Annotated in this window: 14 protein-coding genes and 1 pseudogene; 8 read left to right on the top strand and 7 right to left on the bottom strand. The window is 68.2% G+C overall.

What is annotated here, in order from left to right; translation table 11 throughout:
- The first annotated feature begins 10 nt into the window (after positions 1-10).
- On the top strand, positions 11-1,183 hold the full coding sequence (locus IEW85_RS08325) for a mannitol-1-phosphate 5-dehydrogenase (protein WP_188684581.1): 1,173 nt from the start codon (positions 11-13) through the stop codon (positions 1,181-1,183).
- A gap of 103 nt (positions 1,184-1,286) precedes the next feature.
- Here the strand turns inward: IEW85_RS08325 and IEW85_RS08330 are convergent, their stop codons facing one another.
- Genes IEW85_RS08330 through IEW85_RS08340 form a run of 3 tightly spaced genes read right to left on the bottom strand, consistent with a single transcriptional unit; the run spans position 1,287 to position 5,346 of the window.
- Complete coding sequence (locus IEW85_RS08330) at positions 1,287-3,365, bottom strand: PTS fructose transporter subunit IIABC (RefSeq protein WP_188684691.1); 2,079 nt, start codon at positions 3,363-3,365, stop codon at positions 1,287-1,289.
- Positions 3,359-4,474 carry a 1-phosphofructokinase family hexose kinase gene (locus IEW85_RS08335; RefSeq protein ID WP_188684583.1) on the bottom strand — a complete coding sequence of 372 codons (1,116 nt, stop codon included), beginning with the start codon at positions 4,472-4,474 and terminating at the stop codon, positions 3,359-3,361. Before IEW85_RS08335 ends, IEW85_RS08330 begins: the two co-directional genes overlap by 7 nt.
- Positions 4,471-5,346 carry a DeoR/GlpR family DNA-binding transcription regulator gene (locus IEW85_RS08340; RefSeq protein WP_188684586.1) on the bottom strand — a complete coding sequence of 292 codons (876 nt, stop codon included), beginning with the start codon at positions 5,344-5,346 and terminating at the stop codon, positions 4,471-4,473. Before IEW85_RS08340 ends, IEW85_RS08335 begins: the two co-directional genes overlap by 4 nt.
- 855 nt (positions 5,347-6,201) lie before the next feature.
- On the opposite strand from IEW85_RS08340, the gene rplM reads away from it, so the two are divergent.
- The 3 genes from rplM to glmM all read left to right on the top strand — a co-directional run bounded on the left by rplM (position 6,202) and on the right by glmM (position 8,910).
- On the top strand, positions 6,202-6,645 hold the full coding sequence (gene rplM / locus IEW85_RS08345; protein ID WP_188684588.1) for a 50S ribosomal protein L13: 444 nt from the start codon (positions 6,202-6,204) through the stop codon (positions 6,643-6,645).
- Positions 6,646-6,681: 36 nt separating this feature from the next.
- Complete coding sequence (gene rpsI, locus IEW85_RS08350) at positions 6,682-7,179, top strand: 30S ribosomal protein S9 (RefSeq protein WP_188684590.1); 498 nt, start codon at positions 6,682-6,684, stop codon at positions 7,177-7,179.
- A gap of 363 nt (positions 7,180-7,542) precedes the next feature.
- Positions 7,543-8,910 (top strand): phosphoglucosamine mutase, encoded by a 1,368-nt coding sequence (glmM, locus tag IEW85_RS08355; protein WP_188684591.1) that lies wholly within the window; start codon positions 7,543-7,545, stop codon positions 8,908-8,910.
- A gap of 164 nt (positions 8,911-9,074) precedes the next feature.
- Here the strand turns inward: glmM and IEW85_RS08360 are convergent, their stop codons facing one another.
- A complete protein-coding gene (locus IEW85_RS08360) occupies positions 9,075-9,839 on the bottom strand; it encodes a M15 family metallopeptidase (RefSeq protein ID WP_188684594.1) in 765 nt (254 codons plus the stop codon).
- A 112-nt stretch (positions 9,840-9,951) separates the two neighbouring features.
- Here IEW85_RS08360 and mscL point away from each other — a divergent pair.
- Positions 9,952-10,338, top strand: a pseudogene (mscL, locus tag IEW85_RS08365) (large conductance mechanosensitive channel protein MscL); the annotation flags it as partial.
- Between the two features lie 229 nt (positions 10,339-10,567).
- On the opposite strand, the gene IEW85_RS08370 reads toward mscL, so the two are convergent.
- Complete coding sequence (locus IEW85_RS08370) at positions 10,568-11,491, bottom strand: M15 family metallopeptidase (RefSeq protein WP_188684598.1); 924 nt, start codon at positions 11,489-11,491, stop codon at positions 10,568-10,570.
- 2 nt (positions 11,492-11,493) lie between these two features.
- Positions 11,494-12,411: a type I pantothenate kinase gene (coaA, locus tag IEW85_RS08375; RefSeq protein ID WP_229658914.1), complete on the bottom strand. Its 918-nt coding sequence runs from the start codon at positions 12,409-12,411 to the stop codon at positions 11,494-11,496.
- A 507-nt stretch (positions 12,412-12,918) separates the two neighbouring features.
- Here coaA and IEW85_RS08380 point away from each other — a divergent pair.
- Together IEW85_RS08380 and IEW85_RS08385 are read left to right on the top strand one after the other, a co-directional pair.
- Positions 12,919-13,269, top strand: coding sequence for a hypothetical protein (locus IEW85_RS08380; protein ID WP_229658902.1), 351 nt, complete (start codon positions 12,919-12,921; stop codon positions 13,267-13,269).
- The gene (locus IEW85_RS08385; RefSeq protein WP_188684602.1) at positions 13,266-13,469 is read left to right on the top strand and encodes a hypothetical protein; all 204 of its coding nucleotides are present in this window, start codon (positions 13,266-13,268) and stop codon (positions 13,467-13,469) included. Before IEW85_RS08380 ends, IEW85_RS08385 begins: the two co-directional genes overlap by 4 nt.
- On the opposite strand, the gene IEW85_RS08390 is transcribed toward IEW85_RS08385, so the two are convergent.
- Positions 13,444-13,806: a hypothetical protein gene (locus tag IEW85_RS08390; RefSeq protein ID WP_188684604.1), complete on the bottom strand. Its 363-nt coding sequence runs from the start codon at positions 13,804-13,806 to the stop codon at positions 13,444-13,446. The two genes, IEW85_RS08385 and IEW85_RS08390, sit on opposite strands and share 26 nt — an antisense overlap.
- Positions 13,807-13,865: 59 nt before the next feature.
- Between IEW85_RS08390 and glmS the strand changes: the two genes are divergently transcribed.
- On the top strand, positions 13,866-15,737 hold the full coding sequence (glmS, locus tag IEW85_RS08395; protein ID WP_188684606.1) for a glutamine--fructose-6-phosphate transaminase (isomerizing): 1,872 nt from the start codon (positions 13,866-13,868) through the stop codon (positions 15,735-15,737).
- Positions 15,738-15,753: the final 16 nt, after the last annotated feature.

The following is a 15,753-nucleotide window of genomic DNA, read 5'->3' on the forward strand; positions in this document are numbered from 1 at the left end:
GAAGAGATCCATGAAAGCAGTTCACTTCGGGGCCGGGAACATCGGCCGCGGCTTCGTCGGCATGCTGCTGCACCAGGGCGGCTACGAGGTGGTGTTCTCCGACGTGGCGGCAGCCCTGGTGGATGCTCTGGACGCAGCGGAGTCCTACACCGTCCACGAAGTCGGCGACGGCGGCCCCGGCCGTGAGAACCGGGACAAGGTCATCACCGACTTCCGTGCGCTGAACTCGGCAGAGGATCCGGAGGCTGTGGCCTCCGAGGTGGCCTCGGCCGAGGTGGTCACCACTGCTGTGGGACCCACCATTCTGAAGTTCATCGCCCCGCACATCCTGGCCGGACTGCGCGGGCGCGCGGACGGGGCCAGCCCGCTGCAGGTCATGGCCTGCGAGAACGCCATCGGTGCCACCGAGACCCTGCGTGAGCACATCGTGGAGCTCGCCGGCGAGGAGTGGGCCTCCCTGGAGGCCAAGGCCGTCTTCGCCAACACGGCGGTGGACCGGATCGTGCCGGGCCAGCCCGCTGAGGCACCGGGCGGCGGAGTGGCCATCGACGTGACCGTGGAGCCCTTCTACGAGTGGGCCATCGAGCGGGGTGCCTTCGGCGGAAACCTGCCGAACATCCCCGGCGCGCACTTCGTGGACGAGCTGGGCCCCTACATCGAGCGCAAGCTCTTCACCGTGAACACCGGCCACGCCGCGGCCGCCTACCTGGGCACCCGCGCCGGCCGGGAGAAGATCGCCGATGCTCTGGCCGATGAGCAGGTGGCCGCGGGTGTGGCCGCAGCCCTGGAGGAGACCTCCGCGCTGCTGAGCGCCAAGCACGGCTTCACCTCCGAGGACATGGAGGCCTACCGGATCACCATCCTGGGCCGCTTCCGCAACCCGGCACTGCCGGACACCGCCGACCGCGTGGGACGCCAGCCGCTGCGCAAGCTCTCCCGGAAGGAGCGGCTGATCGGCCCGGCCGCCGAGGCAGCCGAGCGGGGACTCTCCGCCGAGGGCCTGCTGACCGTGATCGGCGCGGCCCTGGAGTTCTCCCTGCCGGAGGACGAACAGGCCGTGGAGCTACAGGAGCTGTTGGGCGAGCTCAGCGCCGAGGCCTTCACCGAGCAGGTCACCGGCCTGAGCGCCGAGCACCCGCTCTTCGCCCCCGTGGTGGATCTGGTGCAGACCCGCCAGGGCTGAGCTGCTCCCCAGCTGAAGACGGAACGACGGCGCCCCGTCGGCCCTCCTCGGAGAGCCGACGGGGCGCCGTCGTCGTCTGGTCTGCGGTTCTGACGGGGCCCGCTCAGGCCGTCGCGGCGGCTTCCTGCGGGGCATCGGTCGACGCCGGACGGGTCCACTGCTTCAGCGCGATCACGCTCAGCGCGGTGACCACAGCACCGGCCAGCACCGCCACCAGGAACATGGCCCAATGGTCGATGGCGAAGAGGACGAACACGCCGCCGTGAGGTGCCATGGAGGTGGTCCCGAAGGTCATGGCCAGGGCGCCGGTGGTGGCGCCGCCGGCCATGGCCGCGGGCAGCACACGCAGCGGATCGGCGGCGGCGAACGGGATGGCGCCCTCGGAGATGAAGGCCGCGCCCAACAGCACAGCGGTCTTGCCGTTCTCCCGCTCGGCCACGGTGAACAGCTTCCGGCGCAGGAAGGTGGCCAGGGCCAGGCCCAGCGGCGGGACCATACCGGCGGCCATGACGGTCGCCATGATCATCAGCGGGGCCTCGGAGTCGGCGGTGGCGGCACCCAGGCCGGCCACGGCGAAGGAGTAGGCCACCTTATTGACCGGGCCGCCCAGGTCCACGCACATCATCAGACCGAGGATCACGCCCAGCAGCACGGCGGCGGAACCGGTCATCGAGGCCAGCCAGTCCTCCAGGGAGGCGGTCAGCGAGGCGATCGGTGCGCCGAGCACCAGCAGCATCAGGCCGCCGGCCGCGATGGAGGCGCACAGCGGGATGATCACTACGGGCATCAGTCCGGCCAGCCAGCGCGGCACGCTCAGCCGGCGGAAGCCTGCGGCCACCAGGCCGGCCAGCACACCGCCGGCGATGCCGCCGATGAATCCGGCGTCCATGGTCACGGCCACGGCGCCGGCGGTGAAGCCCGGTGCTATGCCGGGACGGTCAGCCATTCCGTAGGCGATATAGCCGGCCAGCGCAGGGACCAGGAAGCTCATCGCCGTGTTGCCGATCAGGAAGAACACAGCACCCAGGTAGCCGCCCAGGGCGCCCCATCCGCGGAAGGGATCCGGCAGCTGGTCGGCGGTGGGTAGGTCCCACAGCGAGCTGTTCAGCGCGACGTCCTCGGCCACGCCGTCGATGTCATAGCCGCCCAGCAGGAAGCCCAGGGCCATGAGCAGGCCACCGGCCGCCACGAACGGGATCATGTAGCTGACACCGGTCATCAGCACCCGCTGCACGGTTCGGCCGAAGCCCTCCGAGGAGGAGCCGTCCTCAGTCTCGGCGGAGGTCTCCGCGATGACGGTCTGGGCCTGCGGATCCTCCGCGGCGGTCAGTGCCTCCTGCAGCATCTGATCGGGTTCGTCGATCCCGCGCTTCACCCGGGAGGCGACCACTGGCTTGCCGGCGAAGCGTTCCTTCTGCCGGACGTCCACATCGGCGGCGAAGATCACGGCCTCGGCCCGGCTGATCACCTGCGGGTCCAGTGCGGAGGAGCCAGCTGAGCCCTGGGTCTCCACGTGCAGGTCCACGCCCAGGCGCTGGGCGGCCTGCTTGAGCGCATCGGCGGCCATATAGGTGTGGGCGATGCCGGTGGGGCAGGCGGTGATCGCGATCAGCGTCCGCGCGGAGCCGGGCTCAGCTCCTTCAGCTCCCGACGCCGACGCCGCACCCTCGGCCGCGCCTGCTTCGGCACCAGCCGCCGCGCCAGACTCAGCGGCCGGCTCCTCGGCCGGCGTCGGGTCCGCGGCCTCCTGGATCATCCGGGCGATCTCCCCGGCGTCCTGCGCCGAGCGCAGCCGTTCCACGAACTCATCGCGCATCAGCGAGGTGGCCAGCGTGGAGAGGATGGCCAGGTGATCGGTGTCGGCGCCGTCGGGGACGGCGATGAAGAAGACCAGATCGGCGTCGCCGTCTCCGGAGTCGAAGTCCACCGGGGTGGCCAGCCGGGCGAAGGCAACAGTGGGCTGCTCCACCGCCGTGGTGCGGCAGTGCGGGATGGCGAAGCCGCCGGGCATTCCGGTGGCCGAGCTCTCCTCGCGGGCCCAGGCGCCGTCGAAGAGTGCCTGGGCGTCCTCGGAGCGGCCTGCGGCGGCGATCTGCTCGGCGATGGCCCGGATGACCTCCCGCGGGGTCTCGGCCTTCAGCGTGTCCAGGCTGACCAGATCTTTGGTGATGATGGTCATGATGCGGTGTCCTTTGTCTCTGGGGTGAACTCTGCGACGGTGACGTCGGAGAGCCGGAGGTCATCGGGGCCGGGCATGGTGGAGCCCGGCAGGGAGGCGGCGGCACGGCCCTGGGCCATGGCTTGCCGCAGCCGATCGGCGGGGCTGGCCCCGCGCTGGGCGGCGCTGAGATAGCCGGCCAGGGAGGCATCCCCGGCGCCGACGGTGCTGCGCACCTCCAGCGGGGGACCGGAGGCGGTGAGCACCGGCTCACCGGAACCCGGAGCAGGGACCAGCAGGGCCCCATGGGCGCCCAGGGTGACCAGCGCGGCGCGGACGCCGTGGGCCTGGCAGTCGCGGACCAGCCGCAGCACTTGGGTTTTGTCGATCTCCAGTTCCTCGGGGGTGATCGTTGCGGCAGCCGTGGGTGCCTCAACCGGCCCGGGTTTCTCAGCCTGCTCAGCGCCGCAGAGTGCGGTATGCAGTTCCAGCAGCTCCTCGGCATTGGGCTTGATCAGGTCCGGTCCCGCCGCGGCGGCCGCGGCCAGAGCCTCGCCCGAGGCGTCCACGGCGACCAGGGCAGAGTCGTCTGCTGCTGCATCGTCTGTGCCAGGGCTTTCTGCGCCGGTGCTGTCGGTGCTCGCCGAGACGGCGTCGTCGGGGGTGTTCTCCCGCAGCGCGGTGATCAGCCGGGCGTAGAAGTCGGTGGGAGCGCCGGGCGGGAGCGATCCCGCCAGTGCCGCCCAGGAGGCGCCCTGGGCGGCGCGCAGGATCATCTCCTGGAAGCCGGCCACGGCGGCGGCGTCCAGTTGGGGGCCGCGCTCGTTGATCTTGGTGGTGGTCCCGGCCGGATCGGTGATGGCGATATTGGTGCGCAGCGCCTCACCCACGGGCAGGCCGCGGTGGGCCACCCCGATCTCGCAGAGCGCGGTGAGCACCGGGTCGGTGGGGTCGCCGGGCAGCAGCGCCAGAGTCTGGTGGCCGGCTGCGGTGAGCGCCCGGGAGATGTTCACGCCTTTGCCGCCGGGTTCGGCGTGCTGGGCGGCGGCGCGCTGGACCTGGCCCACGGCCAGCGGGTCCGGCAGCTCCACCGTCTTGTCCAGGCTGGGGTTGGGGGTCACGGTGATGATCACGCGGCCTCGCCTCCCGGGGTGGTGTTGGTCTGGTCGGAGCCTGCGACGACGACGTCGACCTCTGCGGCCTCCAGCGCCTCAGCCAGTTCGGGCTGGGGTGCGGCGTCGGTGATCAGCACATCAAGGTCCTCCAGTCCGCCGAAGCGCACCAAGGAGGTCTCACCGAGTTTGGATGAGTCGGCCAGCAGGACCCGCTTGCGGGCGGCGCGGATCAGGGCGCCCTTCACAGCGGCCTCAGCGGTGTCCGGAGTGGAGAGGCCGAACTCGCTGCTGACGCCGTTGGTGCCCAGAAAGACCACATCGGCACGACGCCGGCTCAGCGCCTCCACCGTCTCCTGGCCCACGGCGGCGCCGGTGATCCCTCGGATGGTCCCGCCCAGGATTTCCACGTCGAGGGCGCCGGTGCTGCTGAGCTTATGGGCGATGGGGACCGCGGTGGTGAGCAGCGCGAGGTCCCCGGTGCGGGGGAGGGGGCCGGCGTCGGGCTGTGCGGAGGCCGTGGTGTTGGGGTTGGAGGCGGCGGCGATCCGGTCCGCCAGGGCCTCGGTGGTGGTGCCGGCGTCGATGATCAGCGAGCCGCCGTCCTCGGGTGGGAGGTGATGCAGGGCCGCGGCGGCGATGTCCTGCTTCTGCGCGGAGTGGCGGCTGAGCCGCTCCTGCAGGGAGGACTCGGTGCGCGAGGTGGAGCCGGAGGCGACGGCGCCTCCGTGGATGCGGCGCAGCTCTCCGGCGGACTCGAGCTGATCGAGGTCGCGGCGGACGGTCTCCCGGGTGACGTCGAGGGAATCGGCGAGCTGCTGGACGCTCACCGATCCCTCACGGGCCAGGAGGGAGAGGATGCGCCCATGGCGTTCGGGCGGCAGAAGCGGCATGAGGCCTTCCTGGGATGGGGCGGAGGAATGTGTCTGGGGATGTGGTCTGGCCCACTCTGCTGTGGGATTTTCCGTACTTTATCTGTGTATATCTGTGTTTTGCAACAGAAGCGGGCCCATCGGCGTCGCGGTGCGGGCGGCAGGACCGCCGATGTGTTGAGTTCCTGGGAAGGCTGGAGCCAGGAGGGGTGATTCCCGGGAGCCCAACACATCTGGCGGGAGATGGGTGAGTGATTGCATGCCGTTGAGGGTGAGGCGAGCAGTCCGCCCGGACCTTCACCGAATGAGGAGACCGCTATCTCCCGTGTCCTGGGTGTACCGATGGAGCTGGAGGGCTGTGGCGACGAGCGTCTCGCCTCGGGTGCCGGAGTGCTGACCCTCACCGTGTGGTGGCTGGCCCTCGCCTTCGACGGTCAGGTCCAGCGGTATCTTCCGGGTGGGCGGGAGTGCGCCGCAGCATCCTCCCCAGTACGCGCCGAATCACCCGCCGCAGTTCCCTGGGTGAGGGATCGGCACTGAGGGTTCCGTGCAGGATCCCGTGAAGACACGCCTTCCGCGTGTGGGGTTGCTGGCCGCCGATTGCTCCGTTAGGGGAGGCCAGGTATAGTTATCAGCTGTTGTGCGTGTCCACTCCTGCGTGGAACCGTGTCGAGGCGGCTCAGTTGCATGGCCCATACAGCCTCCGCGGACCCCAGGGGAAACCACGGGCCCGGTAACTCTCCAGCCCTCACCTGGGGATCCGGACAGCGCACTCTCGAAGAATGACAGTGCATCAGGCACTGGCCTCCGGTGGAGCTCACCTGCCGGTCAGGGCAGTGCGCTGAACCGTAGAACACCGACCGAAGGCATTAACACGTGCGTACGTACACCCCCAAGCCCGGCGACGCCGACGCGCAGTGGCACATCATCGATGCCACCGACGTCGTGCTCGGCCGTCTGGCCACCCAGTCCGCCGCGCTGCTGCGCGGTAAGCACAAGCCGACCTTTGCTCCGCACCAGGACATGGGCGACTTCGTGATCATCATCAACGCAGACAAGGTTGCCGTGACCGGTGACAAGGCTGAGAAGAAGCGCTACTGGCGCCACTCCGGCTTCCCCGGCGGCATCAAGTCCGTGAACTTCAACGACCTGATGCAGCGCCACCCCACCCGCGCGGTGGAGTTGGCCGTCAAGGGCATGTTGCCGCACAACAAGCTCGGCCGCGCCCAGCTGAAGAAGCTGCGCGTCTACGCAGGTGCCGAGCACCCGCATGCCGCTCAGCAGCCCCAGCCGTTCGAAATTTCCCAGGTCGCCCAGTAATCCGGGCCCGACTCTAGAGACTTATTGAGGAGAACCGTGGCTCAGAACACTGAAGAGCTCAACGAGACCGAGGAGCTGAACAGCTACACCTCGGAATCTGCCCCCGCCGCTGAGGAGACCGTCTCTTCTGAGCGTGCTCCGCTGACCGTCGGTGGCGCAGCCATCGGCCGTCGCAAGAAGGCCCGTGCCCGTGTTCGCCTGATCCCCGGCTCCGGCCAGTGGACCATCAACGGCCGTGCGCTCGAGGACTACTTCCCGAACAAGCTGCACCAGCAGGAGGTCAACGACCCGTTCACCCTGCTCGGTCTGGAAGGCGCCTACGACGTCATCGCACGTATCGACGGCGGCGGCCCCTCCGGGCAGTCCGGCGCCATGCGCCTGGGCATCTCCCGTGCGCTGAACGAGATCGACCGCGACCACAACCGCGCTGGGCTGAAGAAGGCAGGCTTCCTCACCCGCGACGCACGTGCCGTGGAGCGCAAGAAGGCCGGCCTCAAGAAGGCACGCAAGGCCCCGCAGTACTCCAAGCGCTGATTGCCGCATACCCGGCACATCTGCTCCGCAGCTGTGCCGGGGCCCTTTGCGGCAATCTCGCTGGCTGGCGCCAGCGGCCGGCTTCGCCGGCCCAGCGCTCGGCTCCCACGCGCTGATTGCCGCATACCCGGACCGTCGTCCGGATGCTGCGGCTTCGCAGAAGAGGCCCGCACCTCGCAGATCCGTCTGCAGGGTGCGGGCCTCTTTCGTGTCTGCGGGCGGGTGATCCGTCTGCCTCCGGGCTGGTCGGCGCCGTCGTCTGGAGTGCGCATCCAGGGGCGTTGATCACAGCTTCAACACGAATGCCCCTGTCAGGTTCGACCGGCGGGGATTTTGCTCCAACCCCCAGTAGACTGAGCCATCATGGCGAGACTATTCGGTACCGATGGCGTGCGCGGGGTGGCCAATGAGCTGCTGACCGCGGAGGTGGCGTTGAAGCTGTCTCAGGCAGCTGCAGTGGTGCTGGGGCACCGGCGGATCAGCTCTGAGCGGGCGGCCCAGGGCAAGCGGCCCGTGGCTGTTGTGGCCCGGGATCCGCGCGTCTCCGGGGAGTTCATCTCCTCGGCAGTGGAGGCCGGCCTGGCCGCCTCCGGTGTGGACGTCTACGACGCCGGCGTGCTGCCCACTCCGGCCGCAGCCTTCCTGGTGGGAGACATCGACGCCGACTTCGGTGTGATGATCTCCGCCTCCCACAACCCTGCCCCGGACAACGGCATCAAGTTCCTGGCCCGCGGCGGTCATAAGCTCGACGATTCCGTCGAGGACGAGATCGAAGTGCAGATGGGCGAAGAGCCCCCGCGCCCGATCGGCGCCGAGGTGGGCCGGGTCCAGCGCTTCTCCGATGCGGAGGATCGTTATGTGGTCCACCTGCTGAAGTCCCTGGGAGAGGTCTCGCTGAAGGGTATGAAGATCGTGCTGGACTGCGCCCACGGTGCGGCCTCGGGCTGCTCCCCGGAGGCCTTCGCGGCCGCCGGTGCGGAAGTCGTGGTCATCGGCGCGGATCCGGATGGTCTGAACATCAACGACGGCTACGGGTCCACCCACCTGGGGCCGCTGCAGGCCGCTGTGGTCGAGCACAAAGCGGATCTGGGCATCGCCCACGACGGTGACGCCGACCGCTGTCTGGCCGTGGACCACACCGGTGAGGTCATCGACGGCGACCAGATCATGGGCGTGCTGGCCCGTGCGCTGAAGGAGACCGGCGGCCTGGTGGACGACACCCTGGTGGTCACCGTGATGTCCAACCTCGGCCTGAAGCTGGGCATGGCCGCGGCGGGCATTGAGCTGGTGGAGACCGCAGTGGGCGACCGCTACGTGCTCGAGGCCATGCGTTCCGGGGGACACTCCCTGGGCGGCGAGCAGTCCGGGCACCTGATCTTCTCCGACTATGCCACCACCGGTGATGGTCTGCTGACCGGTCTGCAGCTGGCGGCGCGGGTCTCTGCCACCGGCACATCGCTGCGTCAGCTGGCCGAAGAGGCCATGGAGCGCCTCCCGCAGGTGCTGGTCAACGTCAAGGGAGTGGACAAGGCCAAGGCCAAGACCCACGACGCCGTGCTGGCGGCAGTGGCGGCCACCGAATCTCGGTTGGGGGAGAAGGGCCGCGTGCTGCTGCGTCCCTCCGGCACCGAGCCGGTGGTGCGTGTGATGGTCGAGGCTGAGACTGCCGAGATCGCCGACTCTGAGGCCGCCGCCCTGGCCGAGATCGTCCAGGCCGAGCTGGCGCTCTGATCTGAGCCGCACTGCAGTCACTGCCGCGGCCGGCGTCGGGCCCTGAACCTTAGTTTTACCAACCGTTTCTCAGATTACCCCTGCAGATGTGCAGGGTAATCTGAATCTGCCTTGGTAGAACGAGGGTGGGCAGGTGGGGTAGCAGCCGGGGCGCTCATCGGTGATCAGTCCTCATAGTCGGGGGCCGCGGGCTGGTCCCAATACTCTTCCAGGGTCACACCCTGCTCCACCACATCAGTGGCCGTCTCCGGGCCCACATAGCGCAGATGCCAGGGCTCATAGGAGAAGCCGGTGATCTCCAGGGCATCCTCCGGGTACCGGATGATGAAGCCGTGCTCATGGCTGTTCTCCGCCAGCCACACTCCCGTTGGCGTCTCCCCGAAGCAGGCCTTCAGATAGCACTCCTCATTGCCCGGATAGGACAGATCCACCGCCAGCCCGGTCTGATGCTCCGAATAGCCGGGCCGGGCTGAGACCTCGTCCGCAGACTCCTGGCCCATAGTCTCCGAATAGTGCTCGTAGAGGGCGCTCTGCAGCTCATAGTCCCGGTAGGCGCTGGTCACCACCAGCGGGATCTCCGCCTCACCGGCCGCTTCGAAGAGCTCCTCCAGGGCCTGGGCAGGCTCCTCGCGCATCTCTGAATCCTGCTCGGCCGGGACAACGGGCACGGTCAGATCAGAGGGCTCATGATCGGCGGGCTCCAGCGGGTTGGCCTTATTGACCAGCACATAGATGGATGCGGGATCCCAGGAAGGTTCGCTGAGAGGTGCGGGCTCGGCGTCGTCGGCTGCCTCCTGATCAGTCTCCGCAGGTGTGCCCTCAGCGTGCTCCGTGCTCTCGGGATCGTCCTTCGGGTCTTCCTCCGCGGCGCAGCCCGCCGCCAGCAGCAGGGTCCCCACGGCGGCTGTGCTGAGCAGTGAACGGCGCATGCCACCAGGTTATCGTGTCTGGGATCCCGCTGGGTCTCCGCTGGAGAACCCCTCACAGCTCTGATCTCGGATGACTCTATAACTCGCCGACGGATCGCCTTACACTTGTGCCATGCTCAAGGGTTTCAAAGACTTCCTGATGCAGGGCAACGTCATCGACCTTGCCACTGCTGTCGTCATCGGCACGGCGTTCGGCGCTGTGGTCAACGCGCTCGTGGAGAGCGTGCTGATGCCCCTGGTCGCTTCGGTGGTGGGCGGTGAGCCCGACTTCGACGAGTTCGCAGTGGTGCGCGTGATGGACGGTCCGCCCATCCAGTTCGGCGTCCTGCTGACCACCGTGGTGAACTTCGTGCTCATCGCCGCCGCGATCTACTTCGTCGTCATCATGCCGATGAACAAGATGATAGAGGCCCGCAACAAGGCCCTGGGCGAGCCCGAGGACGAAGAGGAGGAGAACATCACTCTCCTCAAGGAGATCCGCGATCAGCTCAAGGCTCAGACCGAAGTGACCAACCCGGCCTACATCGCCTCCCTGGTGGAAGCCGAGCGCATGGCCGAGGAAGAGGCCGCCAAGGCTGAGGAGGAGAAGAACAACAAGGGTCTGCTGGGCAAGGCCAAGGGCATCGTCTGGGGCGAGTGACCCCGACGCCGGTCGCTGAGCCGGCGGTGACCAGCAGGTCCCCACGCCGGCGGCTCGGGCAGCCGCAGCGGGCCGCCTCAGCAGCGGCTCAGCCCTCTGCCGAGCCCTCCTGCTGTGGGGCACCTTCCTGGTGCGCAGGCCCCTCCGGGTTCTCCGGCGAGCCGTTCTCCTGCTGAGGATCCTCAAACTCCGGATCCTCAGGCTCCGGCGGATCCTGTTCGTCGTACTCAGCCGCATCCGGCAGATCCCAGTACTCCTCGAGGGCCACATCCTCCTCGACGACCTCCTGGGCGGTCTCCACGCCCACATAGCGCAGATGCCAGGGCTCGTACTGGTATCCGGTGATGTCCTCCGCGCCCTCGGGGTAGCGGATGATGAACCCGAACTCATGGGCGTTCTCCACCACCCACTGGCCCTCCGGAGTGTCGGCGAAGCAGCCGCCGTGGATGCAGTCGGGGTTGTCGATGGAGATGACATCGGCGGCCAGGCCGGTCTGATGCTCGGAGTAGCCGGGCCGGGCCATGGCCTCATCGGTGGCCTCGGTGCCCTGCTCGGCGGCTCGCTCCTGGTAGATCGCCGACTGCTGGTCATAGGAGCGGTATGCGCTGGTCATCGCCAGCTCCATCCCCTCGCCCTGGATGGCCGCGAAGAGTTCTTCCAGGGCCTCGGCCGGCTCCTCGCGCAGCAGCTGCGGGGTCTCGGTGGTGATGCGAACCTCCGGCTCCACCAGGTCCTGGGGCTCATAGTCCAACGGCTCCAGCGGGTTCAGCGGATTGACCAGCACGTGGATGGAATCCGGATCCCAGGAGGGATCGCTGGCCCGCTCCGGAGTGGGCTCGGGCTGAGGGCTGGCCTCAGCCGGATCGGAACCTGTGGCCGGCGTCGTCGTCGGTTCTGTGGGCCCCTGGGTGGGGCCGGCTGACTCCGGATCGGAGCAGGCGACCAGCAGGGCCAGCGCGGCGGCCGCGGCACCCAGGCGGTGGGAGATTCGGCGCAGTCCTGCCGGTTCCATGCTCAGACCTTCCTCAGCAGCACCCGAGAGACCGAGTGGTCCTCCGACTTCGACATCACCAGACGTGCTCGGGAGCGGGTGGGCTGGATGTTCTCCCGAAGGTTGGGCCCGTTGATGCGCTGCCAGATGTCGGTGGCTCGGGCGCGTGCTTCCTCGTCGGTGAGATACGAGTACTGGTGGAAGTAGCTCTCCGGATCCGCGAAGGCTCCGTAGCGCCAGCGCATGAACCGGTCCACGTACCACTGCTCGATGTGGCGCTGCTTGGCGTCCACGTAGATGGAGAAGTCGAAGAAGTCGCTCAGCGCCAGACCGGTGGTGCCGTCCTCGCGCACCCGGGCGGGCTGCAACACGTTGAGCCCCTCCACGATGAGCACATCGGGGCGACGTACCACGACCTTCTCTTCTGGGATGATGTCGTACTTCAGATGGGAGTACTTCGGCGCGGTGACCTCCGGCTTGCCGGACTTCACCTCCGAGACCATCCGCAGCAGAGCACGGCGGTCATAGGCCTCCGGGAAGCCCTTGCGGTCCATGATCCCGCGGCGCTTCAGCTCCGCGTTGGGGTAGAGGAAGCCGTCGGTGGTCACCAGCTCCACCCGCGGGGTGGAGGGCCAGCGGCGCAGCATCTCCTGCAGCACACGGGCGGTGGTGGACTTCCCGACGGCGACGGATCCGGCCACGCCGATCACAAAGGGCGTGCGCCGGGTCTGCTCGCCCAGGAAGTCGTTGGCCGAGGCGCGCAGCTGGGCGGCGCTCTCCACGTAGATGGACAGCAGTCGGGACAGCGGCAGGTAGATCTGCTCCACCTCGTTCAGGGAGAGGTGCTCGCCGATGCCGCGCAGGCGGTCGACGTCGTCCTGGTTCAGCGGCTGTTCGATGGTGTCGGCCAGTCGGGCCCAGGCCTGGCGGTCCAACTCCACGAAGGGTGAATAGGAGGCGTTGGGCGACTCCTCGAACGGCGGGGAGCTCGCCCAGGGGGCTGTGTTCGAGTAGACCGCCGGGATGGGGCCGGTCGCCGTCGTGGGGGCACGTCGTTCGGCAGGCGGCTGCCCGTCGCCCGCGCGGGGCCCCTCGTCAGGTGAGTGGAGTGACACGCTGACACGATACCGGAACGGGCCCGGCCGAGGCTCTCTTCTACGGTTGGGAAGGCAGAGAGCGGATCACGTGGGAAGGGCAGAGCGTGAGGTGTGCAGGGGGAGCGTCGGCGTCGGGCTCAGGTGCTCGGAGCGGGTGCCGTGGGGCTGCTGGTGCTGACGGGATGCGGGCCCTCGGAGTCGCGGACCGAGCGAAGCCTGGAGCGGGATCACCAACTCACTGACGTCACCATCGTCGTGGGCGACGTGCACGATTCGAGCGCCCCCAGCCTCACCGCGGACGGAGGTCGGTCATTCGAATTGGAGACCCTCACGGAAGATACATGGGGTGACATGGTGGCGCTCTTGCTGGAGGAGGAGCCGGCTTCAGCCAGTCTGGTCACCGGTGACCACGGGCTCGCCATGAATGTCCAGCTGGGGTCTTCCAGGGCCGATGCCGCAGACCTTGAGGCGTTCCGTTCCTGGCAGAGTCACGAGACGCCGGCCGGTCTGCAGAACATCGGTCTCTCCCTGGAGGGCCAGGTGCTCTTCTACCCCGAGGGAGGGGTCATCACCGACGTATCGGAGGACGAGGACTCGGTCACCGTCCTGCTGAGTGCCACCGCTGGGGAGAGCGAGGAGGGACTCGAGCGCTTGAGCAGGTGGCCGAGGCGGCCGCTGAAGGCGATCTCTCAGGCGAGGTGACATTCCTGGACTGGTCCCGTGACGCCTCAGGGGAGCAGAGCGTCGAGGTCCGAGTCTCTGAAGGCGAAGGAGAGGCGCAGGCGTCGGCGCTCGCAGGACTCATCGAGGAGCGCCTCAGCGGGTCCTATTCTCTGGTGATCATGGACAGCACCGGAGATGTGGAGCTCGTCGAACTCAGCTCAGACTCCGACGACGGCTGAGTCGCCTCAGCGGCATGTTCGCGTACTGGGCGATCATCAGCACCACCAGCAGCACCGGCAGCGGCTTCTTCAGCACCAGCAGGAAGTCGGCGGGACGGACGGTCAGGCCCATGCCGAACATGATCATGCCCAGCAACGGATTGGTCAGGAAGGATCCCTCGCCGACCTGCGCGGGGAAGAGGAGCCCGGCCACCGCGCCGATCAGGCCGATCAGCACGGAGATGGGGAACAGGATCACCGCGCGGTAGTGGTTGCGGGCCTCCTGCGGGCTCTGCGCGTCAGGTGCGACGTCGTCGTGGAGCAGTTCGAGCGGCGAGGATCTCGTCGAGCGCGGCACAGGTGAGGCCCCTGCGTCGGAGTGAGTCCGCACCTGATTCCCGCGGTACCCTAGAAGGCATGTGTGGAATTGTTGGCTACATCGGTCTGCCGGAGAAGTCTGCTGAGCATCAGGCTCTGGACGTGTTGTTGGAAGGGCTGCGGCGCTTGGAGTACCGCGGCTATGACTCTGCCGGTGTGGCAACGGTCACCGGAGGTCGGGTCGAAGCTCGGAAGAAGTCCGGGAAGCTGGTGAACCTCATCAACGAGATCGAGGAGTCCCCGGTGGCTCCCGCCTCGCTGGGCATCGGTCACACCCGCTGGGCCACCCACGGCGGCCCCACCGACCAGAACGCGCACCCGCACCTGGCCGACGAGGCCAAGCTCGCCGTGATCCACAACGGCATCATCGAGAACTTCGCCGAGCTCAAGGAGAAGCTGCGGGCCGAGGGTCACACCTTCGAGTCCCAGACGGACACCGAGGTCGCAGCCAAGCTGATCGGCCGCTGCTTCACCGGCGACGCCGAGGGCGACCTCACCGAGGCCATGCGCCTGGCCTCCAACGAGCTCGAGGGTGCCTTCACCCTGCTGGCCGTCCACGCCGATCAGCCCGACCGGGTGGTCGCCTCCCGCCGCAACTCCCCGCTGGTCATCGGCCTGGGCGAGGGCGAGAACTTCCTGGGGTCCGACGTCTCCGGCTTCATCGACTTCACTCGTGAGGCCGTCGAGCTGGAGCAGGACCAGATCGTCACCATCACCACCGGTGACGTGACCATCATCAACTTCGACGGCTCCTCCGCTGAGGGCAAGCGCTTCCACATCGACTGGGACGCCTCCGCCGCGGAGAAGGGCGGCTACGACTCCTTCATGGAGAAGGAGATCAACGAGCAGCCCAAGGCCGTCGAGGAGACCCTGCTGGGGCGCACCGACGCCGAGGGCCGCCTGGCCCTGGATGAGCTGCGCATCGATCCGGAGGAGCTGAAGAACACCTCCAAGATCATCGTGCTGGCCTGCGGCACCGCCGCCTACGCCGGTCAGGTCGCCAAGTACGCGATCGAGCACTGGACCCGCATTCCCGTGGAGGTGGAGCTCGCCCACGAGTTCCGTTACCGCGACCCGATCATCGACGAGACCACCCTGGTGGTGTCCATCTCCCAGTCCGGCGAGACCATGGACACCCTCATGGCCGTCCGCTACGCCAAGGAGCAGGGCGCCCGGACCCTGGCCATCTGCAACACCAACGGATCCACCATCCCGCGCGAGTCCGACGCCGTGCTCTACCTGCACGCCGGTCCGGAGATCGCAGTGGCCTCCACCAAGGCCTTCCTGGCCATGGTCACCGCCTCCTACCTGCTGGGCCTCTACCTGGGCCAGCTGCGCGGCCAGCTGTTCACCGGCCAGATCAAGGACATCCTGGCCGACCTGCACAGCATCCCGTCCAAGATCCAGAGCATCCTGGACAACGCCGACCAGATCAAGGACCTGGCCCGCCGGATGGCCGACACCCCCTCGGTGCTGTTCCTGGGCCGCCACGTCGGCTTCCCGGTGGCCATGGAGGGCGCTCTCAAGCTCAAGGAGCTGGCCTACATCCACGCCGAGGGCTTCGCCGCCGGCGAGCTCAAGCACGGCCCGATCGCGCTGATCGAGGAAGGCCAGCCGGTGTTCGTCGTCGTGCCCTCGCCGCACGGGCGCCACTCGCTGCACTCCAAGGTGGTCTCCAACATCCAGGAGGTCCGCGCCCGCGGCGCCAAGACCATCACTGTGGCTGAGGACGGTGATGACGCCGTGCGCGAGTTCTCCGAGACCGTCTTCCATGTGCCGGAGACCCAGCCGCTGCTGATGCCGCTGCTGACCACCGTGCCCCTGCAGATCTTCGCCTGCGCGCTGGCTGCTGAGAAGGGCTACGACGTGGACCAGCCGCGCAACCTGGCCAAGTCCGTCACCGTGGAGTGATCGGACCGGTCTGAGT

It is taken from the genome of Nesterenkonia cremea (assembly GCF_014642675.1).
In the GTDB taxonomy this organism is placed as follows: domain Bacteria; phylum Actinomycetota; class Actinomycetes; order Actinomycetales; family Micrococcaceae; genus Nesterenkonia; species Nesterenkonia cremea.